21 protein-coding genes are annotated in these 21,905 nt (G+C 68.2%); 7 read left to right on the top strand and 14 right to left on the bottom strand.

Features of this window, described 5'->3' with window-relative positions; translation table 11 throughout:
• Window positions 1-3 precede the first annotated feature (3 nt).
• Window positions 4-804, top strand: a complete 801-nt coding sequence (locus DAT37_RS16190) for an alpha/beta fold hydrolase (protein WP_109525677.1) — start codon at window positions 4-6, stop codon at window positions 802-804.
• 93 nt (window positions 805-897) lie between these two features.
• Here the strand turns inward: DAT37_RS16190 and DAT37_RS16185 are convergent, their stop codons facing one another.
• Window positions 898-2,061 (bottom strand): GuaB3 family IMP dehydrogenase-related protein, encoded by a 1,164-nt coding sequence (locus DAT37_RS16185; RefSeq protein WP_109525506.1) that lies wholly within the window; start codon window positions 2,059-2,061, stop codon window positions 898-900.
• A 515-nt stretch (window positions 2,062-2,576) separates the two neighbouring features.
• Window positions 2,577-4,121 (bottom strand): IMP dehydrogenase, encoded by a 1,545-nt coding sequence (gene guaB / locus DAT37_RS16180; RefSeq protein WP_109525505.1) that lies wholly within the window; start codon window positions 4,119-4,121, stop codon window positions 2,577-2,579.
• Window positions 4,122-4,381: 260 nt separating this feature from the next.
• On the opposite strand from guaB, the gene DAT37_RS16175 reads away from it, so the two are divergent.
• Window positions 4,382-4,792, top strand: coding sequence for a DUF5319 domain-containing protein (locus DAT37_RS16175; protein ID WP_040704598.1), 411 nt, complete (start codon window positions 4,382-4,384; stop codon window positions 4,790-4,792).
• A gap of 294 nt (window positions 4,793-5,086) precedes the next feature.
• Here DAT37_RS16175 and DAT37_RS16170 read toward each other — a convergent pair whose 3' ends face one another.
• From DAT37_RS16170 to DAT37_RS16160, 3 genes are all read right to left on the bottom strand, one after another.
• A complete protein-coding gene (locus DAT37_RS16170) occupies window positions 5,087-6,232 on the bottom strand; it encodes an anti-sigma-D factor RsdA (protein ID WP_109525504.1) in 1,146 nt (381 codons plus the stop codon).
• Window positions 6,225-6,803, bottom strand: a complete 579-nt coding sequence (locus DAT37_RS16165) for a sigma-70 family RNA polymerase sigma factor (RefSeq protein ID WP_109525503.1) — start codon at window positions 6,801-6,803, stop codon at window positions 6,225-6,227. Before DAT37_RS16165 ends, DAT37_RS16170 begins: the two co-directional genes overlap by 8 nt.
• Before the next feature lie 145 nt (window positions 6,804-6,948).
• Window positions 6,949-7,878: a hypothetical protein gene (locus DAT37_RS16160; RefSeq protein WP_109525502.1), complete on the bottom strand. Its 930-nt coding sequence runs from the start codon at window positions 7,876-7,878 to the stop codon at window positions 6,949-6,951.
• Between the two features lie 639 nt (window positions 7,879-8,517).
• Here DAT37_RS16160 and DAT37_RS16155 point away from each other — a divergent pair.
• The 3 genes from DAT37_RS16155 (at window position 8,518) to DAT37_RS16145 (ending at window position 10,123) form a co-directional block, all read left to right on the top strand.
• On the top strand, window positions 8,518-8,811 hold the full coding sequence (locus DAT37_RS16155) for a WhiB family transcriptional regulator (protein ID WP_040704593.1): 294 nt from the start codon (window positions 8,518-8,520) through the stop codon (window positions 8,809-8,811).
• A 507-nt stretch (window positions 8,812-9,318) separates the two neighbouring features.
• Window positions 9,319-9,882, top strand: a complete 564-nt coding sequence (locus DAT37_RS16150) for a sigma-70 family RNA polymerase sigma factor (protein WP_198654279.1) — start codon at window positions 9,319-9,321, stop codon at window positions 9,880-9,882.
• A 1-nt stretch (window position 9,883) separates the two neighbouring features.
• A complete protein-coding gene (locus tag DAT37_RS16145; RefSeq protein WP_109525500.1) occupies window positions 9,884-10,123 on the top strand; it encodes an RskA family anti-sigma factor in 240 nt (79 codons plus the stop codon).
• A gap of 167 nt (window positions 10,124-10,290) precedes the next feature.
• On the opposite strand, the gene groL is transcribed toward DAT37_RS16145, so the two are convergent.
• Together groL and groES are read right to left on the bottom strand one after the other, a co-directional pair.
• Complete coding sequence (gene groL, locus DAT37_RS16140) at window positions 10,291-11,901, bottom strand: chaperonin GroEL (protein WP_109525499.1); 1,611 nt, start codon at window positions 11,899-11,901, stop codon at window positions 10,291-10,293.
• Between the two features lie 109 nt (window positions 11,902-12,010).
• Entirely contained in the window at window positions 12,011-12,313 is a 303-nt protein-coding gene (gene groES / locus DAT37_RS16135) for a co-chaperone GroES (protein WP_109525498.1), read from the bottom strand.
• Between the two features lie 708 nt (window positions 12,314-13,021).
• Here groES and DAT37_RS16125 point away from each other — a divergent pair.
• Window positions 13,022-14,542, top strand: a complete 1,521-nt coding sequence (locus tag DAT37_RS16125; protein WP_109525496.1) for an Hsp70 family protein — start codon at window positions 13,022-13,024, stop codon at window positions 14,540-14,542.
• 157 nt (window positions 14,543-14,699) lie between these two features.
• On the top strand, window positions 14,700-14,918 hold the full coding sequence (locus DAT37_RS44125; protein ID WP_157978507.1) for a hypothetical protein: 219 nt from the start codon (window positions 14,700-14,702) through the stop codon (window positions 14,916-14,918).
• Window positions 14,919-14,927: 9 nt separating this feature from the next.
• On the opposite strand, the gene tsaD is transcribed toward DAT37_RS44125, so the two are convergent.
• The 7 genes from tsaD to DAT37_RS16090 all read right to left on the bottom strand — a co-directional run bounded on the left by tsaD (window position 14,928) and on the right by DAT37_RS16090 (window position 21,808).
• Window positions 14,928-15,968 (bottom strand): tRNA (adenosine(37)-N6)-threonylcarbamoyltransferase complex transferase subunit TsaD, encoded by a 1,041-nt coding sequence (gene tsaD, locus DAT37_RS16120; protein WP_109525495.1) that lies wholly within the window; start codon window positions 15,966-15,968, stop codon window positions 14,928-14,930.
• Complete coding sequence (gene rimI / locus DAT37_RS16115; protein ID WP_109525676.1) at window positions 15,965-16,456, bottom strand: ribosomal protein S18-alanine N-acetyltransferase; 492 nt, start codon at window positions 16,454-16,456, stop codon at window positions 15,965-15,967. Before rimI ends, tsaD begins: the two co-directional genes overlap by 4 nt.
• 83 nt (window positions 16,457-16,539) lie before the next feature.
• Entirely contained in the window at window positions 16,540-17,235 is a 696-nt protein-coding gene (tsaB, locus tag DAT37_RS16110) for a tRNA (adenosine(37)-N6)-threonylcarbamoyltransferase complex dimerization subunit type 1 TsaB (protein WP_109525494.1), read from the bottom strand.
• Window positions 17,236-17,344: 109 nt separating this feature from the next.
• Window positions 17,345-17,806: a tRNA (adenosine(37)-N6)-threonylcarbamoyltransferase complex ATPase subunit type 1 TsaE gene (gene tsaE / locus DAT37_RS16105; RefSeq protein WP_109525493.1), complete on the bottom strand. Its 462-nt coding sequence runs from the start codon at window positions 17,804-17,806 to the stop codon at window positions 17,345-17,347.
• Window positions 17,807-17,889: 83 nt separating this feature from the next.
• Window positions 17,890-18,945, bottom strand: a complete 1,056-nt coding sequence (locus tag DAT37_RS16100) for an alpha/beta fold hydrolase (RefSeq protein ID WP_408637407.1) — start codon at window positions 18,943-18,945, stop codon at window positions 17,890-17,892.
• A gap of 144 nt (window positions 18,946-19,089) precedes the next feature.
• A complete protein-coding gene (gene alr / locus DAT37_RS16095; RefSeq protein WP_109525491.1) occupies window positions 19,090-20,229 on the bottom strand; it encodes an alanine racemase in 1,140 nt (379 codons plus the stop codon).
• Window positions 20,230-20,362: 133 nt separating this feature from the next.
• Entirely contained in the window at window positions 20,363-21,808 is a 1,446-nt protein-coding gene (locus DAT37_RS16090) for an NAD(P)H-hydrate dehydratase (RefSeq protein WP_109525490.1), read from the bottom strand.
• Between the last annotated feature and the right edge of the window lie 97 nt (window positions 21,809-21,905).

The following is a 21,905-nucleotide window of genomic DNA, read 5'->3' as shown; positions in this document are numbered from 1 at the left end:
TTCGTGCCATTCGCCCCAGCGATAGATGCCGACATCCACTACGAGGACAGCGGCGGGGACGGCCCGGTAGTCCTATTGGCGCACGAATTCCTCATGGACCGCACCATGTTCGCGTCGCAGATGGCCGCGCTGGCACCGGAATTCCGCATCGTGTCGTGGGACGCGCGCGGACACGGCCGCACCAGGGACCAGGGCCTGCCCTTCACCTATTGGACCGCCGCGCGCGACGCGCTCACCGTGCTCGACCACCTCGGCGCGGAGCGTGCCGTCTTCGGCGGCACCGCGCAGGGCGGCATCACCGCGCTGCGGACGGCGCTGATCGCACCCGAACGCGTGTCGGCACTGATCCTCATCAGCACCGAAGCGCACGGGCCGACCCCGGAACAGTCCACCGAAACCCAGAAATTCCTGGACAAGTGGTACGACGACAGCTCACGTCGAGGCGCGGCGAATCAGTTGGCGCACTGGCTGATCGGCGACGACGACTGGTACCGGGCCATCTGGACCAAACGCTGGCTGGTCCGCGACCGCGACGGTATCGAGGTCGCCGCGACCTGCCTGCTCGGTCGCGAATCGGTGGTCGGACGACTGCCCGAAATCACCTGTCCCGCACTGGTTATCCATGCCACCGACAGCGGCATCCCCGACCATCGGGCCAAACGCCTCGCCCGGGACCTGACCGCGGCCACCTACGTCGAGATCGCGGGCGCTCGGCTGGCGGTGACCATGACCCACCCGGAACCGGTGAACCACGCGATCAAACAATTCCTGCGCGGTTCCGTCGCGACGGGCCACGCGCGGTGAGCGAGCGCTCACCGCGCCGAGGCCGAAACCTCACCTACAGATGCCGAAATCACGCGCCGACGCCGAGATTCTCACGCGCGGACGCTGACGATTTCACGCGCGGACGCTGAGACCGACCCGCTGGAATTCCTTCAGATCCGAATATCCGGCCTTGGCCATGGAACGCCGCAGACCACCGACCAGGTTCAACGAACCGAACGGGTCGTCGGACGGGCCGAACAGGACACGCTCGAGGGTCGGGCGCACCGGCTCGCCGATGGACTCGCCACCCAGATCCCACGGATCGTCGACATGCAGCATCGAACCGCGCGGCACCGAGGGGTGCGCGGCGGCCGAGGGCCAGTACCAGCCACGGCCCGGCGCCTCGGCGGCGGCGGCCAGCGGCACACCGAGCATGGCGGCGTCCGCGCCGCACGCGATCGCCTTGGCCAACTGCCCGGAGGTGGCGACATCACCATCGGCGATGACGTGCACGTAGCGTCCACCGGTCTCGTCGAGATAATCGCGGCGCGCCGCGGCGGCGTCGGCGATGGCGGTGGCCATCGGCACCCCGATACCGAGCACCTCGCCGGTGGTCGTGGCACCGGGATAGGAGCCGTAACCGACGATGACACCCGCCGCACCGGTGCGCATCAGATGCAGCGCGGTGCGGTGATCGCTCACGCCACCCGCGACCACCGGCACATCGAGTTCGGCGATGAAGGTCTTGAGATTGAGCGGCTCACCGTCACCGACATGTTCGGCGGAGATGATCGTGCCGTGCACGACCAGCAGATCGACACCGGCCTGCACCAGCGACGGCGTCAGCGAACGCGCGTTCTGCGGACTCACCCGCACCGCCACCGTCACCCCGGCCGCCCGCACCTCCGCGACCGCCGCGGCGAGCAGATCCGGCTGCATCGGCGCGGCGTGCAACTCCTGCAACAACGCGACCGCGCGCTCGTAGCCGCCCTTGCCGACGAGTTCGAGCAACTGTTCGATCTTCGCCTCGACATCGGCGTGCCTGGCCCACAGACCCTCGCCGTTGATCACGCCGAGACCGCCGAGACGGCCCAGTTCGATCGCGAACCGCGGCGAAACCAGCGCGTCGGTCGGGTGCGAGAGGAACGGGATCTCGAAACGGTAGGCATCGAGCTGCCAGGCCAGCGACACCTGCTTCGACGAGCGGGTACGCCGCGAGGGGACGATGTCCACATCGTCCAGTTCATAGGTACGCCGGGCGGTTCGGCCCATGCCGATCTCGACCATGTCGCGCAACTGTCCTCCTGTGATTTGGCGGCCCGGGGGCCGCGGGTTCGCGGCCCCTTTCGTCTCGCGTCCGAGTGGTCGAGACTCGCGACTGCGTCGCATGCGTTTCGACCACTCGGACCGAGACGGCCGCGAACGGGTCGCTCGTAAGACTCGCTCCGGGCGGGGCCGGGGGGTGGGGATCGGTCCGGGTGGGTCCAGTTTCTCGGATCCGCCCGTGTCGGCCTGTCCGGGGTGGTTTTCCGCTGGTCCGTCCGGTTCGGCCGAATCCAGCCGACGGTGCGGCGGGGCGGTCGGGGCAGCCGGAGGTTTCCGGGTGGACAAGCGGGAGTGATCGCATCGGTCGAACGATCGGGGGGTGGCGGGCCGGGCGGGACGAGTGTGACACGACTGGGCGGTACCGAGGCGTGCGACTCATCCCGCGAGGCAGCTCAATCATGCACCGAACGGACGGGCCTGTACACGGATGGTCGGTCGGGTGGCGGATCGGCGCGCCGGGTGGTGCGCCGATATCCGCCGTCCGATCAGCCGCGGCCCGTGTAGTTGGGGGCCTCGACGGTCATCGTGATGTCGTGGGGATGGCTTTCCTTCAGACCGGCCGCGGTGATCTGGACGAACTGGGCTTCTTGCAGGTGGGCGATCGACTGCGAACCGGTGTAGCCCATCGCCGCGCGCAGGCCGCCGGTGAGCTGGTGGATCACCTGGTTGACGGGGCCGCGGAACGGGACCCGGCCTTCGATGCCCTCGGGAACCAGTTTGTCCTCGGCCAGCACGTCGTCCTGGAAGTACCGATCCTTGGAGTAGGACTTGGCCTGACCACGGCCCTGCATGGCGCCGAGCGAACCCATCCCTCGATAGCTCTTGAACTGCTTGCCGCCGACGAGGATCAACTCACCGGGGGATTCGGCGGTGCCCGCGAGCAGCGAGCCGAGCATCACGGTGGACGCGCCCGCGGCGATGGCCTTGGCGATATCGCCGGAGAACTGGATACCGCCGTCGGCGATGACCGGAACGCCGTGCGGCTTGCAGGCGGCGACAGCCTCGAGGATCGCGGTGATCTGCGGCGCGCCGACACCGGCGACGACGCGGGTGGTGCAGATGGAGCCTGGGCCGACACCGACCTTCACCGCGTCGGCGCCCGCCTCGACCAGCGCGAGCGCGCCGGCCCGGGTCGCCACGTTGCCGCCGACGATCTGGATGCGGTCGCCGACCTCGGCCTTGACCTTGGTCACCATCTGGAGCACGCCGGCCTGGTGTCCGTGGGCGGTGTCGACGATCAGGACGTCGACGCCGGCGTCGGACAATGTCATGGCACGCGACCAGGAATCCTCGCCGACGCCGATCGCGGCGCCGACCAGCAGCCTGCCGTCGCGGTCCTTGGTGGCGTTCGGGTACTGATCGGTCTTGACGAAGTCCTTGACGGTGATCAGACCGCGCAGCCTGCCGTCACCGTCGACGATCGGCAGTTTCTCCACCTTGTGACGGCGCAGCAGCCCGAGAGCGGCCTCGGCGGTCACACCCTCGCGCGCGGTGATCAGCGGCGCTTTGGTCATCACATCGGCGACGCGACGGTTCACGTCGACCTCGAAGCGCATGTCGCGGTTGGTGATAATGCCCACAAGCGCGCCGGTCTCGTCGACCACGGGAAGGCCGGAGATGCGGAAGCGGGCGCACATCGCGTCCACCTCGGCGAGCGTGTCGGACGGACGACAGGTCACCGGGTCGGTGACCATTCCCGCCTCGGACCGCTTGACCGTCTCGACCTGGGCGGCCTGATCGGAAGCGGCCAGATTGCGGTGCAGCACACCCATACCGCCCGCGCGCGCCATGGAAATGGCCATCCTGGCCTCGGTGACGGTATCCATCGCCGAACTCACCAGCGGGGTGCGCAGCCTGATCTCTCTGGTGAGCTGGCTGGAGGTCTCGACCGAGCTGGGGATGAGATCCGATGCGGCAGGCAGCAGCAGCACGTCGTCGAACGTGAGGCCGAGCATGGCGATCTTGTTCGGATCGTCGCCACCCGTATGGGGGCGGACTGCGATTCGTTCGCCCGTTACGGGATTACTCATTCGGATCGACCCCTCCTGGACATCGAAAGCGACAGACGCCGAAAGGCCCGGCGTCGCGCACAATTTCTGGGATGAACGGTGACGGCGACGACCGGTGTGTCGGGAACCGGAGGGCGCCTGAACCCATGGTATCTGCCCCGCTAACTCTCCAGTGACCGCGCCTCGATGCCGTCGCGCGGATACCGCGAACACACACCTCGCGCGAAACTTGCTGGCCGCATCGCTGGCGCAGAGCCCCCTGTTCTGCGTACCGTGGGTGTGTGCGTGACCATCTACCACCTGGCTTGCCGCCGGATCCTTTCGCCGGAGACCCCTCCGACCCGTCCGCCGCGCTCGATGCCATCGAGCCCGGTGAACCGCTGGATCCCCACGAGCGCCTCGCGGTCGAGGAGGATCTCGCCGATCTCGCTGTCTACGAGGCGCTACTAGCGCACCGCGGGATCCGCGGACTCGTGGTGAGCTGCGAGGACTGTAGGCAGGATCACTACCACGATTGGGACATGCTCCGCGCCAACCTGCTCCAACTGTTGGTCGACGGAACGGTCCGACCGCACGAGCCCGCTTACGACCCGACGCCGGAAGCGTATGTCACCTGGGATTACTGCCGGGGATACGCGGACGCCTCGATGAACGAGGCTTTCCACGGCGACGGATTCGACGGGTTCGACTGACTATCCCGTCGCCCGGTCGCAGTCTCTGACACCGGGACCTCATCGCGGACCCGGCCTCGTACCGTGTCCGCGAAGTCACGCACGCTACCCCGGTCCGTTCCTCGCCCGCGACGCACAGCGATGCAGGGAACGGACCTTCTGATACGAAATACGAAAAGAACCGATCACCCACGGGTGATCGGTTCTTTTTTCGAAGCGTGCGTGTTCCCCGGAAGATAGCTGCCGTTCTCGGAACGACGCGGAGAACGAAAATCCTGGACTACCTCGATCGAGGAATCCGGGGTGACAGCGAGATCAGCTCGGACGGCCCGGCAGCGTGAAGGGCAGGGTCGGAATCGTGATACCCGGGTTCGGGGTCTGATTCGAGGGCTGGGTGGGGATTCCCGCGCCACCGGTGGGAACCTGCTGGGTGGGGGGTTCCTGGGTGGGCTGTGTCGGCGGCTGGGTCGGCGGTTCCTGCGTCGGCGGGGCCTGGGTCGGTGGCTCCTGCGTCGGAGGAACCTGGGTCACCGGGGGGACCGTGGTCACCGGCGGCGGCTCCTGCTGAGTCGGCCCGGTGGGGTTGGTCCCCGTCGGTGGCTTGGGCGCCGATGTATCCACCGGCGCCTGCAGGATGGTGTTGTTCGGCGTGGTCTGGCTCGCGGGCTGCTGACCCGTCTGCCCGGGAGTTGCCTGCTGCCCGGGGGCCGTCGGCGCCGTGGTTCCCGAACCGGCGGTGGGCTTCGGCTCGCTCGGCTTGGTCATCGCCTCGACCTGGGCCGCCACGTCGGGCCAATCCTTGCGCAACGATTCCAGCAGCTGCGCCCACTGTGCTTGCAGCTGAGCGCGTTTCACCGGATCGCTCACCTGGTCGACATTGGCCTGCGCGGCTTCGAGCTGCGCCTTCGCCGAAGACGGATTGCGTTGCGAGAGAAGCTCTTCGGCCTGCTCCAGCTGACTGTCGGCGCGATTCACCACGGTGGACTGCGCCTGTTCGCTGAACACGACCTCTTTGACCCGCCACAGTGGGTTACCCGGCTCCGCGTTGTACGAGAACGCCGTGAGTCCACCGATGACCAGAGCCAAACCGGCCGCGGTGGTCAAGAGGGGACGAACCAGCCGTAAACGGCCGTTGGTCTGGGCGCCGACCCGCACTTTGCGCGCGCCGATCTCCTGGTTGACCGCCGCCGCGACGGTATCCAGATCCGGGGTGCTCGGTAGCGGGGGCACCACGATCTCCGCCCGCCAATCCGCGAGCAGCGCCGCCAGCTGGAACTCCTCCGTGCTGTCGGTCTGCACCGGCCCGCCGTGGGATAGGGCGTCGATCAGCGCGTCGTCCCGACGGACGGCGGCGATATCCACCGGTCCGGACTCTTCGGAAGCCCCGGCGTAGGGACCGCTGTTCCGCGATCCACGTCGCGCCTTCCAGTCGCCCCGACCGCGCTCGCCATCCCTAGCCATACATTTCACCTGCCCTCGCCACTTGTGACTTCAGTTTCGCGAGTGCCCTGTGCTGGGCAACCCGTATAGCGCCCGCCGTACTGCCCACGGCGACCGCGGTTTCTTCCGCTGACAAACCCATGACCAAACGCAGGATCAGAATTTCTCGATGCTTCTCGGGAAGCGTCGCGAGCAAGCGGTTCATCTGCCTGCTCGTCTCGGATTCGAGAGCTCGTTGTTCCGGCCCTTGGTCGGTGGATATGACATCTGGTACTTCGGCCATCGCCTCCGCCTTGTTACGTGCGGCGTTTCGATGGGCGTCTGCGACCTTGTGCGAAGCGATTCCGTATACGAAGGCCATGAAGGGCCTGCCCTGATCCTGATATCTGGGCAAGGCTGTCATCACGGCCAGACATACCTCCTGCGCAACGTCGTCGGCGGAGAGCTGCCCGCGCTCCGCTGCGCCGATCCGCGCGCGGCAGTAACGAACTACCAACGGGCGGACCAGCTCTAGTACCTGAGCTAGAGCGGATCTGTCGCCCTGCGCAGCGGCAGTGACGGCGAGGTCCAACTCTTCGCCCGTGTTCGTCATCGTCAGAGAGATTCCTGGCGTTACAAGTGGCACCGGCCCGATGACCTGTGCTTCCGCGGAGTTGCGGAACGGGACTAACAATAGCGATACATCCCACACCGCTGGGCAACACGGTCCGGTTGTCGCTACAACCCCACCGATGGGTTCAGGCGACGCCGGGAGGCCGAAAGTGACCGCCACGCCTGGCAATCGCCGTGCCGTACCGTGCGGCTTCCTCGGCGGCGGACGCGTCCGACAGGCCGGTACGCAGCATCGCGCACGCCCAGCCGAGCGGAAGCAACTCGTGTTCGCGGCACCGCGTGGCGACCTCGTCGGCGGCCTCGGCCGCGGCGGCGAGATCGCCCCGCGTCATCGCCGCCGCCGCGACGAGCAGCAGCGACTTGACCCGGTGCCGTATCGAGGGGCACCGCTCCGCCGCCGCGAGCCCCGCCGCGGCGTGCGCGCTCGCCGGTTCCGGTCGCCCCTGGGCCAGCGCGGTCTCGGCACTCACCCAGTGCCAGCGGATCATCGCCCTGGGGTGCGCCGCGTCGAGCGAGTTCGCGGCACGGCCGAGCAGCCTGGTGGCCAGATCCGTTCGGCCGGTGCCGAGCGCGTCGGCGGCCAACCCGGTGAGCGCGTCGCACAGCGCGGCCGCTCGATCGGGCACGGCGAAATCCGCGGCGGTCGGCGAGGCGGTAGGCCCGAGTACGCCACGCTTCCCACTCGAGACAGTGGACGGCGCCGTATCGACCGGATTCGAACCGCTGACCAGCGGTTCCGCGGACAGGTGAGCGAGGGCGCGGCCGTCGGCCATCGACGCTCTCGCATGCCAGCCCAGTTGACGCAGTAGCGATCCCTCGGTGCTCGCGACCAATGACAGCACGGTCGGATCGGAGGTCGTGCCGCGTATGCTCCGCAGTTGCGCGCGAGCCGCGGCGTAGCGGCCCTGACCGCCGAGTACCACCGCCCTGAGCCAGGAGTCGACCGGTCCGGAGACCGTCGGCAACTCGGTAGCGGCGAGGCCCGGTAGCTCTCCGAAAGCCGCCGCAGCGAGGACTTCAGATCGGATATCCATGAGCGGAGCTGGAGCGAACACGGCCGCACTCTATCCCGTGACCCGCGCGCGCCGCGGCGGCGCGAAACGGGACCGCGACCACACCGCTCGATGAGCAACCGTTCAGCACTTCCAGCCCGAAGCATGTGTTTCCATCAGGTAAATCTCCTACAGAGATTGCCGGATCACCATCGATGCGAATTCACATGCGTTTCGCGTAATTAACCTGCGCGCCCCGCTTCGGCCATCTCGGGCGCGGCAACCGAAGGGCCTCGAGGTGCTCGACACCCCTGCCGATACCGCGCCGCTACCGCGTCAGCAACCGGCGAGTTCCGCGGATAATTGGCTTCTACCAGGGAGAATGCGGCTCGGTCGAGGCCAGAGCCGGTCCAGCCGCCTACGGGCCAATCGAACAGTATCACCGGAGTCATCGTAAAAAGTAAACAGCGAGTAGGTTAAATCTCGCGGTTGAAGATTTGGGAAACCGGTGCGTCGAACTATTGACGGAATTTCGCAGCTGGACCTAACGTAACTCATCGCCACGGTCGGCGCCGCGCGAAATTGCAGCGACCGAGTAGGGCGAAGTCCTCGGGCCGGACGCCAACCCGGCCAGGGTCCGAGAAATTTTGCAGAACAAACTGCTCGACAACGCTGACGAGCTCGCATCACGAGGAGTTCACCATGCCCATGCCGACCCACCTCCCCGGACCGAACGCTGATGTTTGGGATTGGCAGATGCGAGGCTCATGCCGCGGGCAGGATTCCGCGGTGTTCTTCCACCCCGACGGCGAGCGCGGACGCGCTCGGACCGCGAGAGAGATGCGCGCCAAGGAAATCTGCCGCAGCTGCCCGGTCCTCATGCAGTGCCGTAGTCACGCGCTGAAAGTCAGCGAGCCCTATGGAATCTGGGGCGGCATGTCGGAGACCGAACGCGAGATGCACGCCAGGCGCAATCGTCGCCGCATGGCGGTGTAGCCGACGCCCGCGGGCGGTGCGAAACCCCTTTCGCCGAATCCGCCCCATCCGAACCGTGCGGTGCGCCGAATGCCTAGCAAACAACCGGCCACTGAACAACACACGCACGATCACCGGCCGAACCCCTGACGGTCCATTCGCGCCAGGAGTTCGATTCCGGCGACAGGCGCGCAGGCTCACCGCGGTCACCACCGTCGGCCCGCCGCCGCGGCGGCCAGAAGCCGTCAGCCACCGGACCGGCGTGTCGTGCAGCGCATCGGCAAGTCATCGCGTGTCATCCGCAAAACGCCGTTGTGTGCTCCACCTGTGTCATCGGTGCCGAGAACGTCGCCGAATCCCCGTGTCCACGCCACGGACGGTTTGCCATACCCACCGAAAGGGAGGCGATAGCGGCCCGCTACGGTAGTGACCGATGACACAGAATGGAGCGTTGTGACAACGCGGCAGCCGGCCGCAGAGGGCGACTCGTTCCGTAGAGAAGCCATCCCACCCAGTGTGGATTCTGCGATGTCGGCACGCGCGGCCGAAAGTATCGAGCTCGCCGCCCTTTTGCATCGTTGCGGCCTGTCCGATCAGAAAGCTTTCGCCGAACTGTACGACCGGACGTGCGCGCGCGTCTTCGGTCTGGTGCTCCGGGTGCTACACGATCCGGGGTACGCGGAGGAGACCACCCAGGAGGTCTATCTCCAGATCTGGCGTACCGCATCCAGTTACGACCCCGCTAAGGGCTCCGCGGTGACGTGGCTGATGACTCTTGCCCACCGGCGCGCTGTCGACCGGGTCCGTGCCGAGCAGGCCCACACCCAACGCGAGGTCGCCTACGGGGTACGGGTTCTCGGCAACGAATTCGACGAGGTCACCGAAGAGGTCGAGCGCAGGCTCGAACAACAGGCCGTCATCGAAGGCCTCGGTTCATTGACCGAGACCCAACGAGAGGCCATCTCGCTCGCTTACTACGGCGGGCGAACCTACGCCGAAGTAGCGACATATCTGGGTGTGGGATTACCGACCGTTAAGTCCCGAATTCGGGATGGACTGACACGACTGAAGAAAAGTTTGGGGGTGACGTGAGATGAACGAAGTCCGGATCGATCTCGCGCACGCCGTCGCGCTCGGATCGATCGACGACGAAGACCATCACGCGGTACAAGAATTGCTCGACAACGAGGACCCCGCCCTACGCGCGGCGTTCCTCGCGGAAGTGCGGCAGACGAAAGACGCGCTGTCCGCACTCGCCGAGATAGCGTCGACCCAGCCACCGGTCGCCCTGCGCGACCGTTTGCTGGCTGCCATCGCCGACGAACAGCCCTAGACCCGGTCCGCGTCCCGCGCGCAGACCACACGCCGCGCACCGACCACCCGTCCCACCGGGAGGTCGCCGTGCCGCCCACAGCAAACGCGCTGCCGCATCGGCATAGAGCGACGAAGGCCCCCGGATCACCAGGATCCGGGGGCCTTGCCTGTTATGCGGTGCGAGGCTCAGTGGCTGTGGCCGTGATGACCGTGGTCATCGGCCGCGGGAGCCGGCTTCTCCGCGATGGCGCTCTCGGTGGTGAGCACCATGCGCGCGACCGACGCCGCGTTGACGACGGCCGAGCGAGTCACCTTGACCGGGTCGACGACACCGTCGGTGAGCAGATCGCCGTAGGTGAGGGTGGCGGCGTTGAAACCTTCCTTGCCCTCGGCGACCTTGCTGACCACAACGGCGCCGTCGAGGCCCGCGTTGGTGGCGATCCAGTAGAGCGGGGCGCTCAGCGCGGTCCGCACCACCTCGACGCCGACGGCCTGATCGCCTGACAGCGAATCACGCAGTTCGACGAGCGCGGCGGCGGCGTGCACGAGCGCGGTGCCACCGCCGGGCACGATGCCCTCGTCGACGGCGGCCTTGGCCGCGCTGACCGCGTCCTCGACCCGGTACTTGCGCTCCTTGAGCGCCGTCTCGGTGGCCGCGCCGACCTTGATCACCGCGACGCCGCCCGAAAGCTTGGCGAGCCGCTCCTCGAGCTTCTCCCGATCCCAATCGGATTCGGTCGCCTCGATCTCGCGACGCAGCTGCGTGCTGCGCGCCGCGATGTCCTCGGCGGTGCCGGCACCGTCGACGATCGTGGTCTCGTCCTTGGTGACCACGACACGCCGGGCCTGGCCCAGCACGTCGAGACCGGCCTCGCGCAGCGTGATCCCCAGATCCGGGTTGATCACGGTGCCCGCGGTGACGACGGCGAGGTCGTCGAGGAACGCCTTGCGGCGGTCACCGAAGAACGGCGCCTTGACCGCGACGGCCTTGATCGTCTTGCGGATCGAGTTGACGACCAGGGTCGAGAGTGCCTCGCCCTCGACGTCCTCGGCCAGGATCAGCACGGCCTTGCCGGATTCCGCGATCTTCTCCAGCAGCGGCAGCAGATCGGGCAGCGAACTGACCTTCTCGCGGTGCAGCAGGATGTAGGCATCCTCGAGCACGGCCTGCTGGCTGTCACCGTCGGTGACGAAGTACGGCGACAGGTAGCCCTTGTCGAACTGCACGCCCTCGGTGACGACGAGTTCGGTCTGCAACGTCGAGGACTCCTCGACGGTGACGACGCCGTCCTTGCCGACGGTGGTCAGCGCCTTGCCGACCATCGCGCCGATTTCCTCGTCGCGCGAGGAGACGGTGGCGACCTGCGCGATGGCCTCCTCGCCGGAGACCGGCGTGGCCAGCGCGAGCAGTGCCTCGGAGACCGCGTCGGCGGCCTTGGCGATACCGACACCGAGGGTGATCGGATTCGCGCCTGCGGCAACGTTCTTCAGGCCGGCGCGGATCAGCGCCTGGGCCAGCACGGTGGCGGTGGTCGTACCGTCGCCCGCGACATCGTTGGTCTTGGTGGCGACACTCTTGACGAGCTGCGCGCCCATGTTCTCGAACGGATCCTCGAGCTCGATCTCGCGCGCGATGGTGACACCGTCGTTGGTGACGGTCGGGCCACCGAAGGCCTTCGCGAGCACCACGTGCCTACCGCGCGGGCCGAGGGTTACCTTGACGGCGTCGGCGAGTTTGTCGACACCGCGTTCCAGAGCCCGGCGAGCCTTCTCGTCGAACTCGATCTGCTTTGCCATATGTCCTTTTCCTTGGATAGGCCTCGAACAGCACTGCCCCGGCCCCGCTGCACGGGAACCGGGGCAGTGTCGTTACGACTCGATCCCGGCCGGGTGGCCGGGAACGCGGTCACTTGCTGACGACAGCCAGCACGTCGCGCGCGGAGAGGATCAGGTATTCCTCGCCCTGGTACTTGATCTCGGTGCCGCCGTACTTGCTGTAGATGACGGTGTCGCCCTCTTGGACATCCAGCGGAATACGCTTCTCGCCTTCTTCGGCCCAGCGGCCGGGTCCTACTGCGACGACGGTGCCTTCCTGCGGCTTCTCCTTCGCCGTGTCCGGGATGACCAGGCCGGAGGCCGTCGTCGTCTCGGCCTCGTTGGCCTGGACGAGGATCTTGTCCTCGAGCGGCTTGATGTTCACGCTCGCCACGTTGAGCCCTCCACTTTCGGGGATATACGGTCGTCCGGAACTGTTGTCCCGAACCATCGGTGTCGTGTTGTCTCGGCCGGCCCGCGGGTTCTCACCTACGTCCGAACGATCTGACCCTGCGCATAGCCCCGTCGTCGCGGGTGCCGGGACCCCTGCTCAGTGGTCAAAGGCTTGGCACCCATCCATCACGCGGTGCCGACTAGCACTCTATACATGAGAGTGCCAGCGCTCAAGGGTGGGCTGTGCCAATGCCCGTTCTACCCGTCCTCGGCGCGCCGCGGCGGCTCCGGAACAGCGTTGAGGAAACGTGTCGACAAACACTGAACAGGGCAGGTTGCCCTTCGGCCTGTGGGCTTCCCATTACTTCGCCGAATCTGTAACGTTCGGATAACAGATTGTGACAGTATTGACGACGGTCGCCGTACGCCCGTCCGATTCGTCACGAACCGACGTCGCAGGGGACGCGGCCAGCGTGACGCAACACAGTTGGGCATCACATCTGTCACAGCAGCACCACCGGCTTCACCAGAGAGCAACTCCACACGTGATCACAGGCCGTTCCCAGCGACCCCACCGGACAACGGGTCGGCCGATTCGTGCGCCCGGATCGTTCGTCACCCGCGTAGCGGCCCGGCAGGTTATTCGCGAGCGTCGCCAGGACCGTGACCATTCGCCCCGCGACCATCCGTCCGGAGGGAGGTGAAACATATGCGAACGTCGCTCGGCATCTCCGCCGGGAACGAGGTCGTCTGCTCGGCGCTCGTCGCCACTGCCCCGAACGGGGCACAGAGTTTCGACTACCGTGTCGTCTCCGCCGACGCGGCCCACTCCGATCTGGGGGATCTCGTAGCCTCCTCGATCGAACTGATGACCACCCAGCTGCCCGCCAGTCAGCAGATGGGTTACGACGTCGCCTTTCCCGTCGGCGCGCGATTCACCGGAACGCATCCCACCGGCCTCGACGCCGTGCCGACCAGTGTCGCCGTCGCCTACCGCAGCAAGGAACAGGCCCAGCTCATCCGGGCCGCCACCGGCAAACAGCGTGATCTGCGACTGATCCCCGAATGCGATGCGGCACTGACCTATCTGCGACACACCGGACTGCTCGACCGCTACGGGACCGTCGCCGTCGTCGACCTCGGCGCCTCCGGTCTCACCATCACCGTCGCCGAACAGGCCGACGGCACGGTCCTGCGTTCCGAGCGCACCTCGGCGATCTGCGGCAACGCCATCGATGACCTGATCTACCACCACCTGGTCGATCTGCACTATGCCCGGCGCGGCACCAGGCCCAATCGCGGCATGCTGACAAACCGCGGGCGCGCGGCCAAGGAACACCTGTCGATCGCGGCCGCGGTCACCATCGATCATGTCGCCGGACGCCCGCTCAAACTGACGAGAGCCGATTTCGAGGAACTGATCGCCGACCTGCTGCGTGACACAGCGGCTTTCGCCGCCGGAGTCTTCGCGCGCACGCCCACCGCCCCCGAGGCCGTCGTGGTGATCGGCGGCGGCGCCAACATCCCCTCGGTCGTGTCCACCCTCGCCGACCGGCTCGACCTGCCGGTGCACACGGTGAACGACCCGGAATCCGTCATCGCCAAAGGCGCGGCACTGGTGGCCGATTCGGCCCAGCCGTCGTCCTTCCCGGTCGCCGCGCTCGGCACCGACGCACCGGCGGGCACCTTCACCAAGGTCGTCGGAATCCTCGCGGGCGCGATCGTCGTCGTCGGACTCGTGATCGGCTACGGCATCAAGACTTTCGCGCCGACCGCCGACGACGAGGTCTCCCCCGCGGGCACCACGAGCAGCGCCCAGCAGATCCCACCGCCGCCGCTCACCCTGTCTCCGTCGACCGGAGCGGGCACCGTCACCGGCCGGGACAGCACGACGCGGCCGAGCGGCGGTACCGGCCCCTCCGGCACGCAGGAGCCGACGCAATCGCCGACCGGGGTCTACCCGACCTCGCCCCCGTCGACCCAGCCGACGCTGCGACCCGACCCGAACCTGCCGTCGATACCGTTCCCCGAACTGCTCGCTCCCGGTCTCGAGGAGGGTGCCGCGGACCCGGTACTGCCGCAGCACAACAATTTCGAGACCCACACCGAACCGCCCGCGACCGGTACCGCGCCGTCACCGACGCAGACCCCGGCCCAGTCGCATATTCCGCTGCCGCCGCCGCTGCTCTCGGATTCGGGTTCGTCCGCGCTCGGCACGGACGGCCCGTAAACCCTTCCGGAAGAACCTGTTTCCGTCGAAACGAGTGTCGTCGCGCTCCTCGCGCGAAATCGAGCAGGGGCGACGTTATTTTCGGGGGCACGCCGATCCGTAACGGCCGATCGCCGCGTCGCGATTCGACCGACAACGGCCAGGCAAGGGGGAACACGTGACTGCCGTACCTCGCTCGGCGCGACAGCGGCGCGCGCACATCTGGTGGTTATGCGTGCGCGGTACCCTCGCCTCGGCGGCGGCGCTGTCGCTCGCACTGTTCGGACTGACGCTGGAGCTGGAGCCGGTGAAAGAGCCGATGCGCCCGCTGCCGCCTATATCGACACCGATGACCTCGTCCGGCCCGACGCCACCGTCCTCGACCCCGGGGCGATAGCGATCCGGGTCAGACCTGGCTGGTCGACACCGGAAGGCCGGGATCGGTGGCGACGGTCAGTTCCGACGGAGTCGCGCCGCCCGCGATGACGTGCGCGCCCAGCGCGGCGATCATCACACCGTTGTCGGTGCACAGTCGCGGTTTCGGCACGCGCAAGGTGATTCCGGCCGCGGCGCAGCGTTCTTCGGCCAGCGAACGGATACGCGAATTGGCCGTGGCGCCGCCGCCGAGCACGAGGGTATCGACGCCGACGTCGGCGGCGGCCCTGATCGCCTTCATGGTCAGCACGTCGGCGACCGATTCCTGGAACGAGGCCGCGATATCGGGAATCGGCAGTTGGTCGGGGGTGATTCCCTGACGCTGCGCCGCCTCGACATGTCTGGCGACCGCGGTCTTGAGGCCGGAGAAGGAGAAGTCGTAGCGCGGATCGCGCGGTCCGGTCATCCCGCGCGGAAACGCGATCGCCGCCGGATTGCCTTCCTGGGCCGCCGCGTCGAGCGCGGGTCCGCCCGGATAGCCGAGGCCGAGCAGTCTCGCCACCTTGTCGAAGGCCTCACCCGCGGCATCATCGACGGTGCTGCCGAGTTCGACGATCGGTTCGCCCAGATCCGCCACCTGCAACAGGTGGGTGTGACCACCGGAGACGAGCAGCGCGACGCAGGGCGGCATCGGCCCGTGTTCGAGCGTGTCCACCGCGACATGCCCGCCGAGATGGTTCAGCGCGTAGAACGGCACATCCCACGCCGCCGCATAGGCTTTCGCGGCGGCGACGCCGACCAGCAGCGCGCCCGCGAGCCCGGGGCCGATGGTGACCGCGAGCGCGTCCGGCTTGACCACACCCGCGGCCGAGAGCGCCCGCCGCATGGCGGGGACGATGGCTTCCAGATGCGCGCGCGAGGCGATCTCGGGCACGACACCGCCGAAGCGGGCGTGCTGGTCGACGCTGGAGGCGACCTCGTCGGCCAGCAGTTCACAGGTGCCGTCACCGTTCCAGCGGACGATCCCGACTCCGGTTTCGTCGCAGGAACTCTCGATACCCATGACGATCACGACAGCACCTCGTCCGCCTGCGCGCCGCGCCACGCCTGTCCCTGCGCGCTCAGCTCCGGTCTGCGCATGGTGTAGGCGTCGGCGCCGCTGGGGTGGTAGTAGTTCTTGCGCAATCCGATGATGTGGAAACCGTGTTTGGCGTACATCGCGATCGCGGGCTGATTGTCGGTGCGCACCTCGAGGAAAACGGGTCCGCCGCGTTTGCCCGCCTCGGCCAGCAGCGCCTCCAGCAGCAGTGTGCCGACGCCGCCGCGATGGCAGATCGGGTCGACACCGATGGTGTGCACTTCGGCCTCGGGGTGTTCCGCGTCACCCAGCAGAGCGATTCCCGCGTAACCCACCATGCGCCCCCGCTCGTCGCGGGCCGCGATATAGCGATTGTGCCCGGCCGCGAGTTCGGAACGGAAGGCCACCGCCTGCCAGGGATCGTCCTCGGGGAACAGCAGTTGCTCCAACGCGACGCAGCGATCGATATCGGCGATGGTCATCGGCTCGATCCGGACGGTGCTCTCGCGGACCCGCTCCGGCTCGGACGCCTGTTCGGGTGTCTGCCGCTCCGGTTCCACCGGCCTCACGCTCCCGTCCGGTCGAGGGTGCGGAAACTGTTCTCGACCGCGTCGGGCCTGCGCAGATACAGCGGGGTCAACGATTGCGGCACCGCTCGGGCGAGCACCTCGGGCGCGGCGACGCGCACCAGTCCGGCGGGCGACGGCGTCTCGACCGGCAGTACCGGCAGATCGAAGAAATCCACGTGCGAGGCCGATCCGGCGATGACCTCCGCCTGCGCCGAATCCAGGTCACCGGGTTTGATCACCTCGGGTCCGGCCACCCGGACGCCGTCGCGATAGCGGGCCCAGTACACCTCACGCCTGCGCGCGTCGGTCACGACGAGCAGTTCCCGGTCCGGCGTCAGATCCGGCGCGGCGTCGGCGGCGATGGCGTCGAGGCTGCACACCCCGTAGACCGGGATGCCGAGCGCGTCCCCGAAAGCCGCCGCGGTCGCCATACCGACCCGGAGTCCGGTGAACGGACCGGGGCCGACGCCCACCACCACCGCGGCGATATCGGTTCTGGAACGGCCTGCCTCGGTGAGGCATTCGAGGATCTGCGGGGTCAGCACTTCCGCGTGCGCCCTGGGATCGACTCGGACACGCGAGGCGAGGGTCCGCAGGTCCATCGTGGTCGTCGCACCCGGCGTGCCCTGCTCCAGTTCCACCAATCCCGCTGTAACGGCGGGTGTCGCGGTGTCGACAGCTAGTACAAGCATGATTGGCCCAACGATACCGGGTGGTACCCGGGCGCGGTACGGAGCTACCCGACAGCAACGAACGGCTGGTCATCGCACGTTTCGCACGTCCCGGCGACTGTGATCGACGCTACTGGACCCATTCCCAGTCGGCTGTGCGCACATCGGAATCCGGTTCCCGCGACAGCCGGACCCGCAGATGCCGGTCGGCCAGATGCTCGACCACCCCGAGTCCCCACTCGACGACGACCACCGCGTGCTGTAGATCGGTGTCGAGATCCAGGGCGTCCAACTCGTCCAGATCCCCGCCGAGCCGATACGCGTCGACGTGCACCAACGGCAGCGACCTCGCTCCCGCGCCCGCCCGATGCTGTCTGGCGATGATGAACGTGGGCGAACTCACTCGCCCCTGCACGCCGAGTCCGGCCGCGATACCTCGCGTCAGCGCCGTCTTGCCCGCGCCGAGCGGTCCGTCGAGCACCACCAGATCACCCGCCGCCAATTCGGCCGACAGTTCCCGGCCGAGCGCCTCGGTGTCCTCCACCGTCGGCAGCACCCGCCGTCGTCGTGCCACCGCCGTCCTCCGATCCATCCGCCGACCCCGCACGAGCGTACCGGCCCGGGCTTCACCGCCTTCGCGCACCGGCGGGGTTGTTCCGGCGAGAGAACGCACGCTCAGCCCCCGGCCACCTCCGGCGCCGTTTCCGACCGCGCGATGCCCTGCGCCAAAGCGCGGCGCAGCAACTGATCGAGCCCGTCGTTGACGCTGTCCGGGAATTGCAGATGCGGCATATGCGCCGCGCCCTCGATGCGGATCAGGACGCTGCCGGGAAGTTCGCGGTGCAGCGCGCGGGAGTTGCGGAACGGGATGACCAGATCACGCCCACCGCCGATGACCAGCACCGGCAGTTCGGACAGCACCGGGAGCGCGCTCGATTCGTCGTGCAGTTCGATCGCTTTCAGGAATTTCACGATCGTCTCGACGGGCGTTCTGTCGATCATGGCCGTGGCGAAACGCGACAGCGTCGGGCTCACCGGGCCGTGGAAGGAACTCACGTGCAGGATCGGCGCGATGACGTGCCGGACCGTGCTGCGTCCGGCCTGGACCAGAGCGGGCGCGGTGTGCACGGCCAGTCGGAAGCCGTCGATCGCCGGATTTCGCAGCAGTTGGGTGACACCGGCCGCGGTGACCTCGGCCGCGGTAGTGGAGATGAGCCCTACGCCGATCACCCTGTCGGAGAACAATGTCGGGAACTGCGCCGCGGCGGCGAGTACCGCCATCCCGCCGAGCGAATGTCCGACTACCACCACCGGCCCGGTGGGTGCGGCGTGTTCGAGCACACACGCCACATCCCGTCCGAGCTGGTCGACGGTGCACCGATCGGTGGCGGGCGTACCCGAACGCCCGTGACCGCGCAGATCGAAGAAGACCATGCGAACCCCCGCGCCCCAACGTTTTTCCAGATCGCGGCGCTGGAAGTGGAACGACTCCATGCTGTTGCAGAATCCGTGCACGAAGAGCACGGTGACCGGCGCGTCCTGCGGACCGCATTCGCGCGTAGCCAGCCGGACACCGTCCTCGGTGACCACCGCGCCCGCGCGGTCACGCTCCAACAGCGTGAAATCCTCGCCGCGATACTCGTCGCTTCCGGTCGGCGCCAGCACCCGAGCCCCGACCCGGCGCAACGCGTGCGCGCCCGCGAGCGCCCCGACCACGCCTGCGGTCGCCATCCCCCCGCGCAATATGCGATTCGAACGTCGCGATCCCATCGCAAACCCTCTCAGCTGACGGCGTACCCACGAGTCGGCCGCACGCGGCGAACACGCACGGTAACGGCCACCATAACCGCCCTCCGACCGTGGCGTCGCTCGAGTTCAGCCGCCCACATGACGACGAATAACCCGTCCTTTCGGCGCGCAAACGACTTCGTAGTGAATGGTGTCGAGCAGATCTGCCCAATCCTGCGCGGCGGGCTCGCCCCGGCCGCCGCCGAAGAGCACCGCCGTATCACCCTCGACGACGTCGGCCGGATTGTCACCGAGGTCGACCACGAACTGGTCCATGCAGACCCGGCCGACGCTGCGATGCCGCGCACCGCCGAGGAAAACCTCGAAACGCCCGCTCAACGGCCGGAACACGCCGTCGGCATAACCGGCCGGGACGAGTGCGACGGTGGTGTCGCGCGGCGCGATCCACTGGTGCCCGTAGGACACGCCCTCCCCCGCCGCGACCCGCTTCACCAGCGCGACCCGCGCCTGGAACGTCATCGCGGGGCGCAACCCGAAATCGGGCAGGCCGGGAACCGGAGACAGCCCGTACACCGCGATACCGGGGCGCACCATGTCGAAGGCCAGGTCGGGGCGGGTCAGCGTCGCCGCCGAATTCGCCAGATGGGTCGATTCCGGGGGCAGGCCGAGCGCCTTCGCGGCGGCGATCGCCTCGAGGAAACGTTCCCGCTGGATATCCAGGAAAGGATGTTCCGGCTCGTCGGCGTGGGCGAGATGGGAGAAGATCGCCCGGAACCGCACCACGCCCTCGTCGACGAGTACGCGCAGTGCCGCGAGGACCGCCGGGTACTCGTCCGGCGCGATGCCGTTGCGGTTCAGCCCGGTATCGACTTTGAGGGTGACGGTGGCGGTGCGCCGCAGTCCGCGCGCGGTCGCCGCGACGGCACGCAGATGCGCCAGCGACGACACCCCTATCTCGATATCGGCGGTGACGGCGGCGCCGTAGTCGGCGTCGGCGTTGTTGAGCCAACACAGAATCGGCGCGGTGATGCCCGCGGCGCGCAATCGCACCGCCTCGGCCACCGTCGTCACACCGAGTTCGGCCGCCCCCGCCGCCAATGCCGTGCGCGCCACCTCGATCGCACCGTGGTTGTATCCGTCGCCCTTCACCACGACCATCACCGCGGCGTCACCGGCGTACTGGCGCAGGATCCGCACATTGTGGGCAATGGCATCCAGGTCGATGACGGTTTCCACTTGGGCGTTCACGGATACCGATCCTGCCATCCCCCGCGGTATTCGCCCCCCGGCCACGCCTCCGCGCACCCGCTCGGTGGGCTGTCACGGGTCCGCGAACAGGGGCGCGGCGTACAGGTGATGTGTCGCACGGCACGAGTACTTCCTCGTCCGCATCGACCGTTCAGTACCGCCCCGGGGGCGCGGCGCGCAACGTGCCGATCGCGCAGCGCAGGTGGTCGAGCAGCGGGGCTGCCGAGATCGGGGCGGCGGCATCGCCCGCATTGGCGGCCAGGTTGGCGGCGAGACTGTGCGCGCGGGCGCCCGCCGCCGCGCACCAGAGCGGGTCGCGGCCCGCGGCGAGCAGCGCGCCGATGATGCCGGACAGCACGTCGCCCGCACCCGCGGTGGCGGCCCAGGAACCGCCCGCCTCGTTCACGAGAACCGGGCGGCCGGGCGCGGCGACGACGGTCGCGCGGCCTTTCAACAGCACTGTCAGTTCCCAGGATTCGGCGAGTTCGCGCACCGCGGCCACCCGGTCCGAGCCGACATCGCGGCCGGTCAGACGCGCGAATTCGCCGGCGTGCGGGGTGAGAACGGTCGGCGCGGCGCGGCCGCGGACCAGCGCGGGGTCCGCCGCGAGCAGGGTGAGTCCGTCGGCGTCGACGACGACCGGCAGTTCGGTCGCGAGAATTTCGGCGAGACGATCGCGCGCGTCGGAATCCGTGCCGGATCCCGGTCCGAAGATCCAGGACTGTACCCGCCCGGTCGCCGAAATCGATTCGGCGGCCACCACTTCCGGGAAACGCGCCAGCACAGCGCCCGCACCGGTCCCCGCGTAGCGGACCATGCCCGAGGTGGCGGCCACCGCCGCGCCCGTGCACAACACGGCCGCGCCGGGATAGGTCGCACTACCCGCGCAGACACCGGTGACACCCTGCGAATACTTGTCGTCGGTCGGTCCCGGCACCGGCCATTCGGCACCGACGGCACCGGGGTCGAGCGCCGCGATCCCCGGCTCCGGCAACCGCAAACCGATGGGCACCAATTCGATTCGTCCGCAATACGGCGCGGCGAGCGCGTGCACCGGCTTGAGCGCACCGAAGGCAACGGTGACATCGGCGCGCACAGCGGGACCGCTCACCGCACCGGTATCCGGGTCGACACCGCTGGGCAGATCCACCGCGACGATCGGGGCGGCGCTGCCCGCGAAGAGTTCCGCCGCACGCCGACGCAGCGGACCACGACCGGAGATGCCGACGATCCCGTCGACCAGCAGATCGGGCGCGCCGATCTCGTCACCGATCCGCCCACCCGTCGCACGCAACGCGGCGAGCCCTTCCGCGTGCGCGCGTTCGGGATTCAACAGCACCGCGGTCACCGTGACGCCGCGCCGCCGCAACATCGACCCCGCCCACAGCGCGTCGCCCCCGTTGTCCCCCGATCCGACGAGCAGGGTCACCGAACGTCCCGCCACACCTCCGGTGCGCGAGCGCAGTTCCGCCGCGATCACCCGCGCCAACCCGTAGGCCGCCCGCCGCATCGGCACGCCGTCGGGTACCCGGGTGAACAGTTCCGCTTCTGCCGCCCGCACCTCGTAGACGGTGAAATATCCCCGCTGCGTGGACATACCCGTATCGCCTCCACTGCGTCGAACCGGCACGACTCCCTGGCCGCCCCGACCCTACCCGCCATCGGACGCGCCACCGGGCACCGCGCGACCGGCG

This window comes from Nocardia aurea, from assembly GCF_003123685.1.
Classification (GTDB): Bacteria; Actinomycetota; Actinomycetes; order Mycobacteriales; family Mycobacteriaceae; genus Nocardia; species Nocardia aurea.
Note: the sequence above shows the minus strand (reverse complement) of the source record. Positions and strands in the feature narration are given on the sequence as shown.

Excerpts from the sequence above, each read along its gene's own strand:
- guaB (WP_109525505.1), bottom strand. The coding sequence starts at position 4,121 with ATGAGTAATCCCGTAACGGGCGAACGAATCGCAGTCCGCCCCCATACG.
- DAT37_RS16170 (WP_109525504.1), bottom strand. The coding sequence starts at position 6,232 with ATGGCTAGGGATGGCGAGCGCGGTCGGGGCGACTGGAAGGCGCGACGT.
- DAT37_RS16165 (WP_109525503.1), bottom strand. The coding sequence starts at position 6,803 with ATGACGAACACGGGCGAAGAGTTGGACCTCGCCGTCACTGCCGCTGCG.
- DAT37_RS16155 (WP_040704593.1), top strand. The coding sequence starts at position 8,518 with ATGCCCATGCCGACCCACCTCCCCGGACCGAACGCTGATGTTTGGGAT.
- DAT37_RS16150 (WP_198654279.1), top strand. The coding sequence starts at position 9,319 with ATGTCGGCACGCGCGGCCGAAAGTATCGAGCTCGCCGCCCTTTTGCAT.
- DAT37_RS16145 (WP_109525500.1), top strand. The coding sequence starts at position 9,884 with ATGAACGAAGTCCGGATCGATCTCGCGCACGCCGTCGCGCTCGGATCG.
- groL (WP_109525499.1), bottom strand. The coding sequence starts at position 11,901 with ATGGCAAAGCAGATCGAGTTCGACGAGAAGGCTCGCCGGGCTCTGGAA.
- DAT37_RS16125 (WP_109525496.1), top strand. The coding sequence starts at position 13,022 with ATGCGAACGTCGCTCGGCATCTCCGCCGGGAACGAGGTCGTCTGCTCG.
- rimI (WP_109525676.1), bottom strand. The coding sequence starts at position 16,456 with ATGACCATCGCCGATATCGATCGCTGCGTCGCGTTGGAGCAACTGCTG.
- tsaB (WP_109525494.1), bottom strand. The coding sequence starts at position 17,235 with ATGCTTGTACTAGCTGTCGACACCGCGACACCCGCCGTTACAGCGGGA.
- tsaE (WP_109525493.1), bottom strand. The coding sequence starts at position 17,806 with ATGGATCGGAGGACGGCGGTGGCACGACGACGGCGGGTGCTGCCGACG.
- DAT37_RS16100 (WP_408637407.1), bottom strand. The coding sequence starts at position 18,945 with ATGGCGACCGCAGGCGTGGTCGGGGCGCTCGCGGGCGCGCACGCGTTG.
- alr (WP_109525491.1), bottom strand. The coding sequence starts at position 20,229 with ATGGCAGGATCGGTATCCGTGAACGCCCAAGTGGAAACCGTCATCGAC.
- DAT37_RS16090 (WP_109525490.1), bottom strand. The coding sequence starts at position 21,808 with ATGTCCACGCAGCGGGGATATTTCACCGTCTACGAGGTGCGGGCGGCA.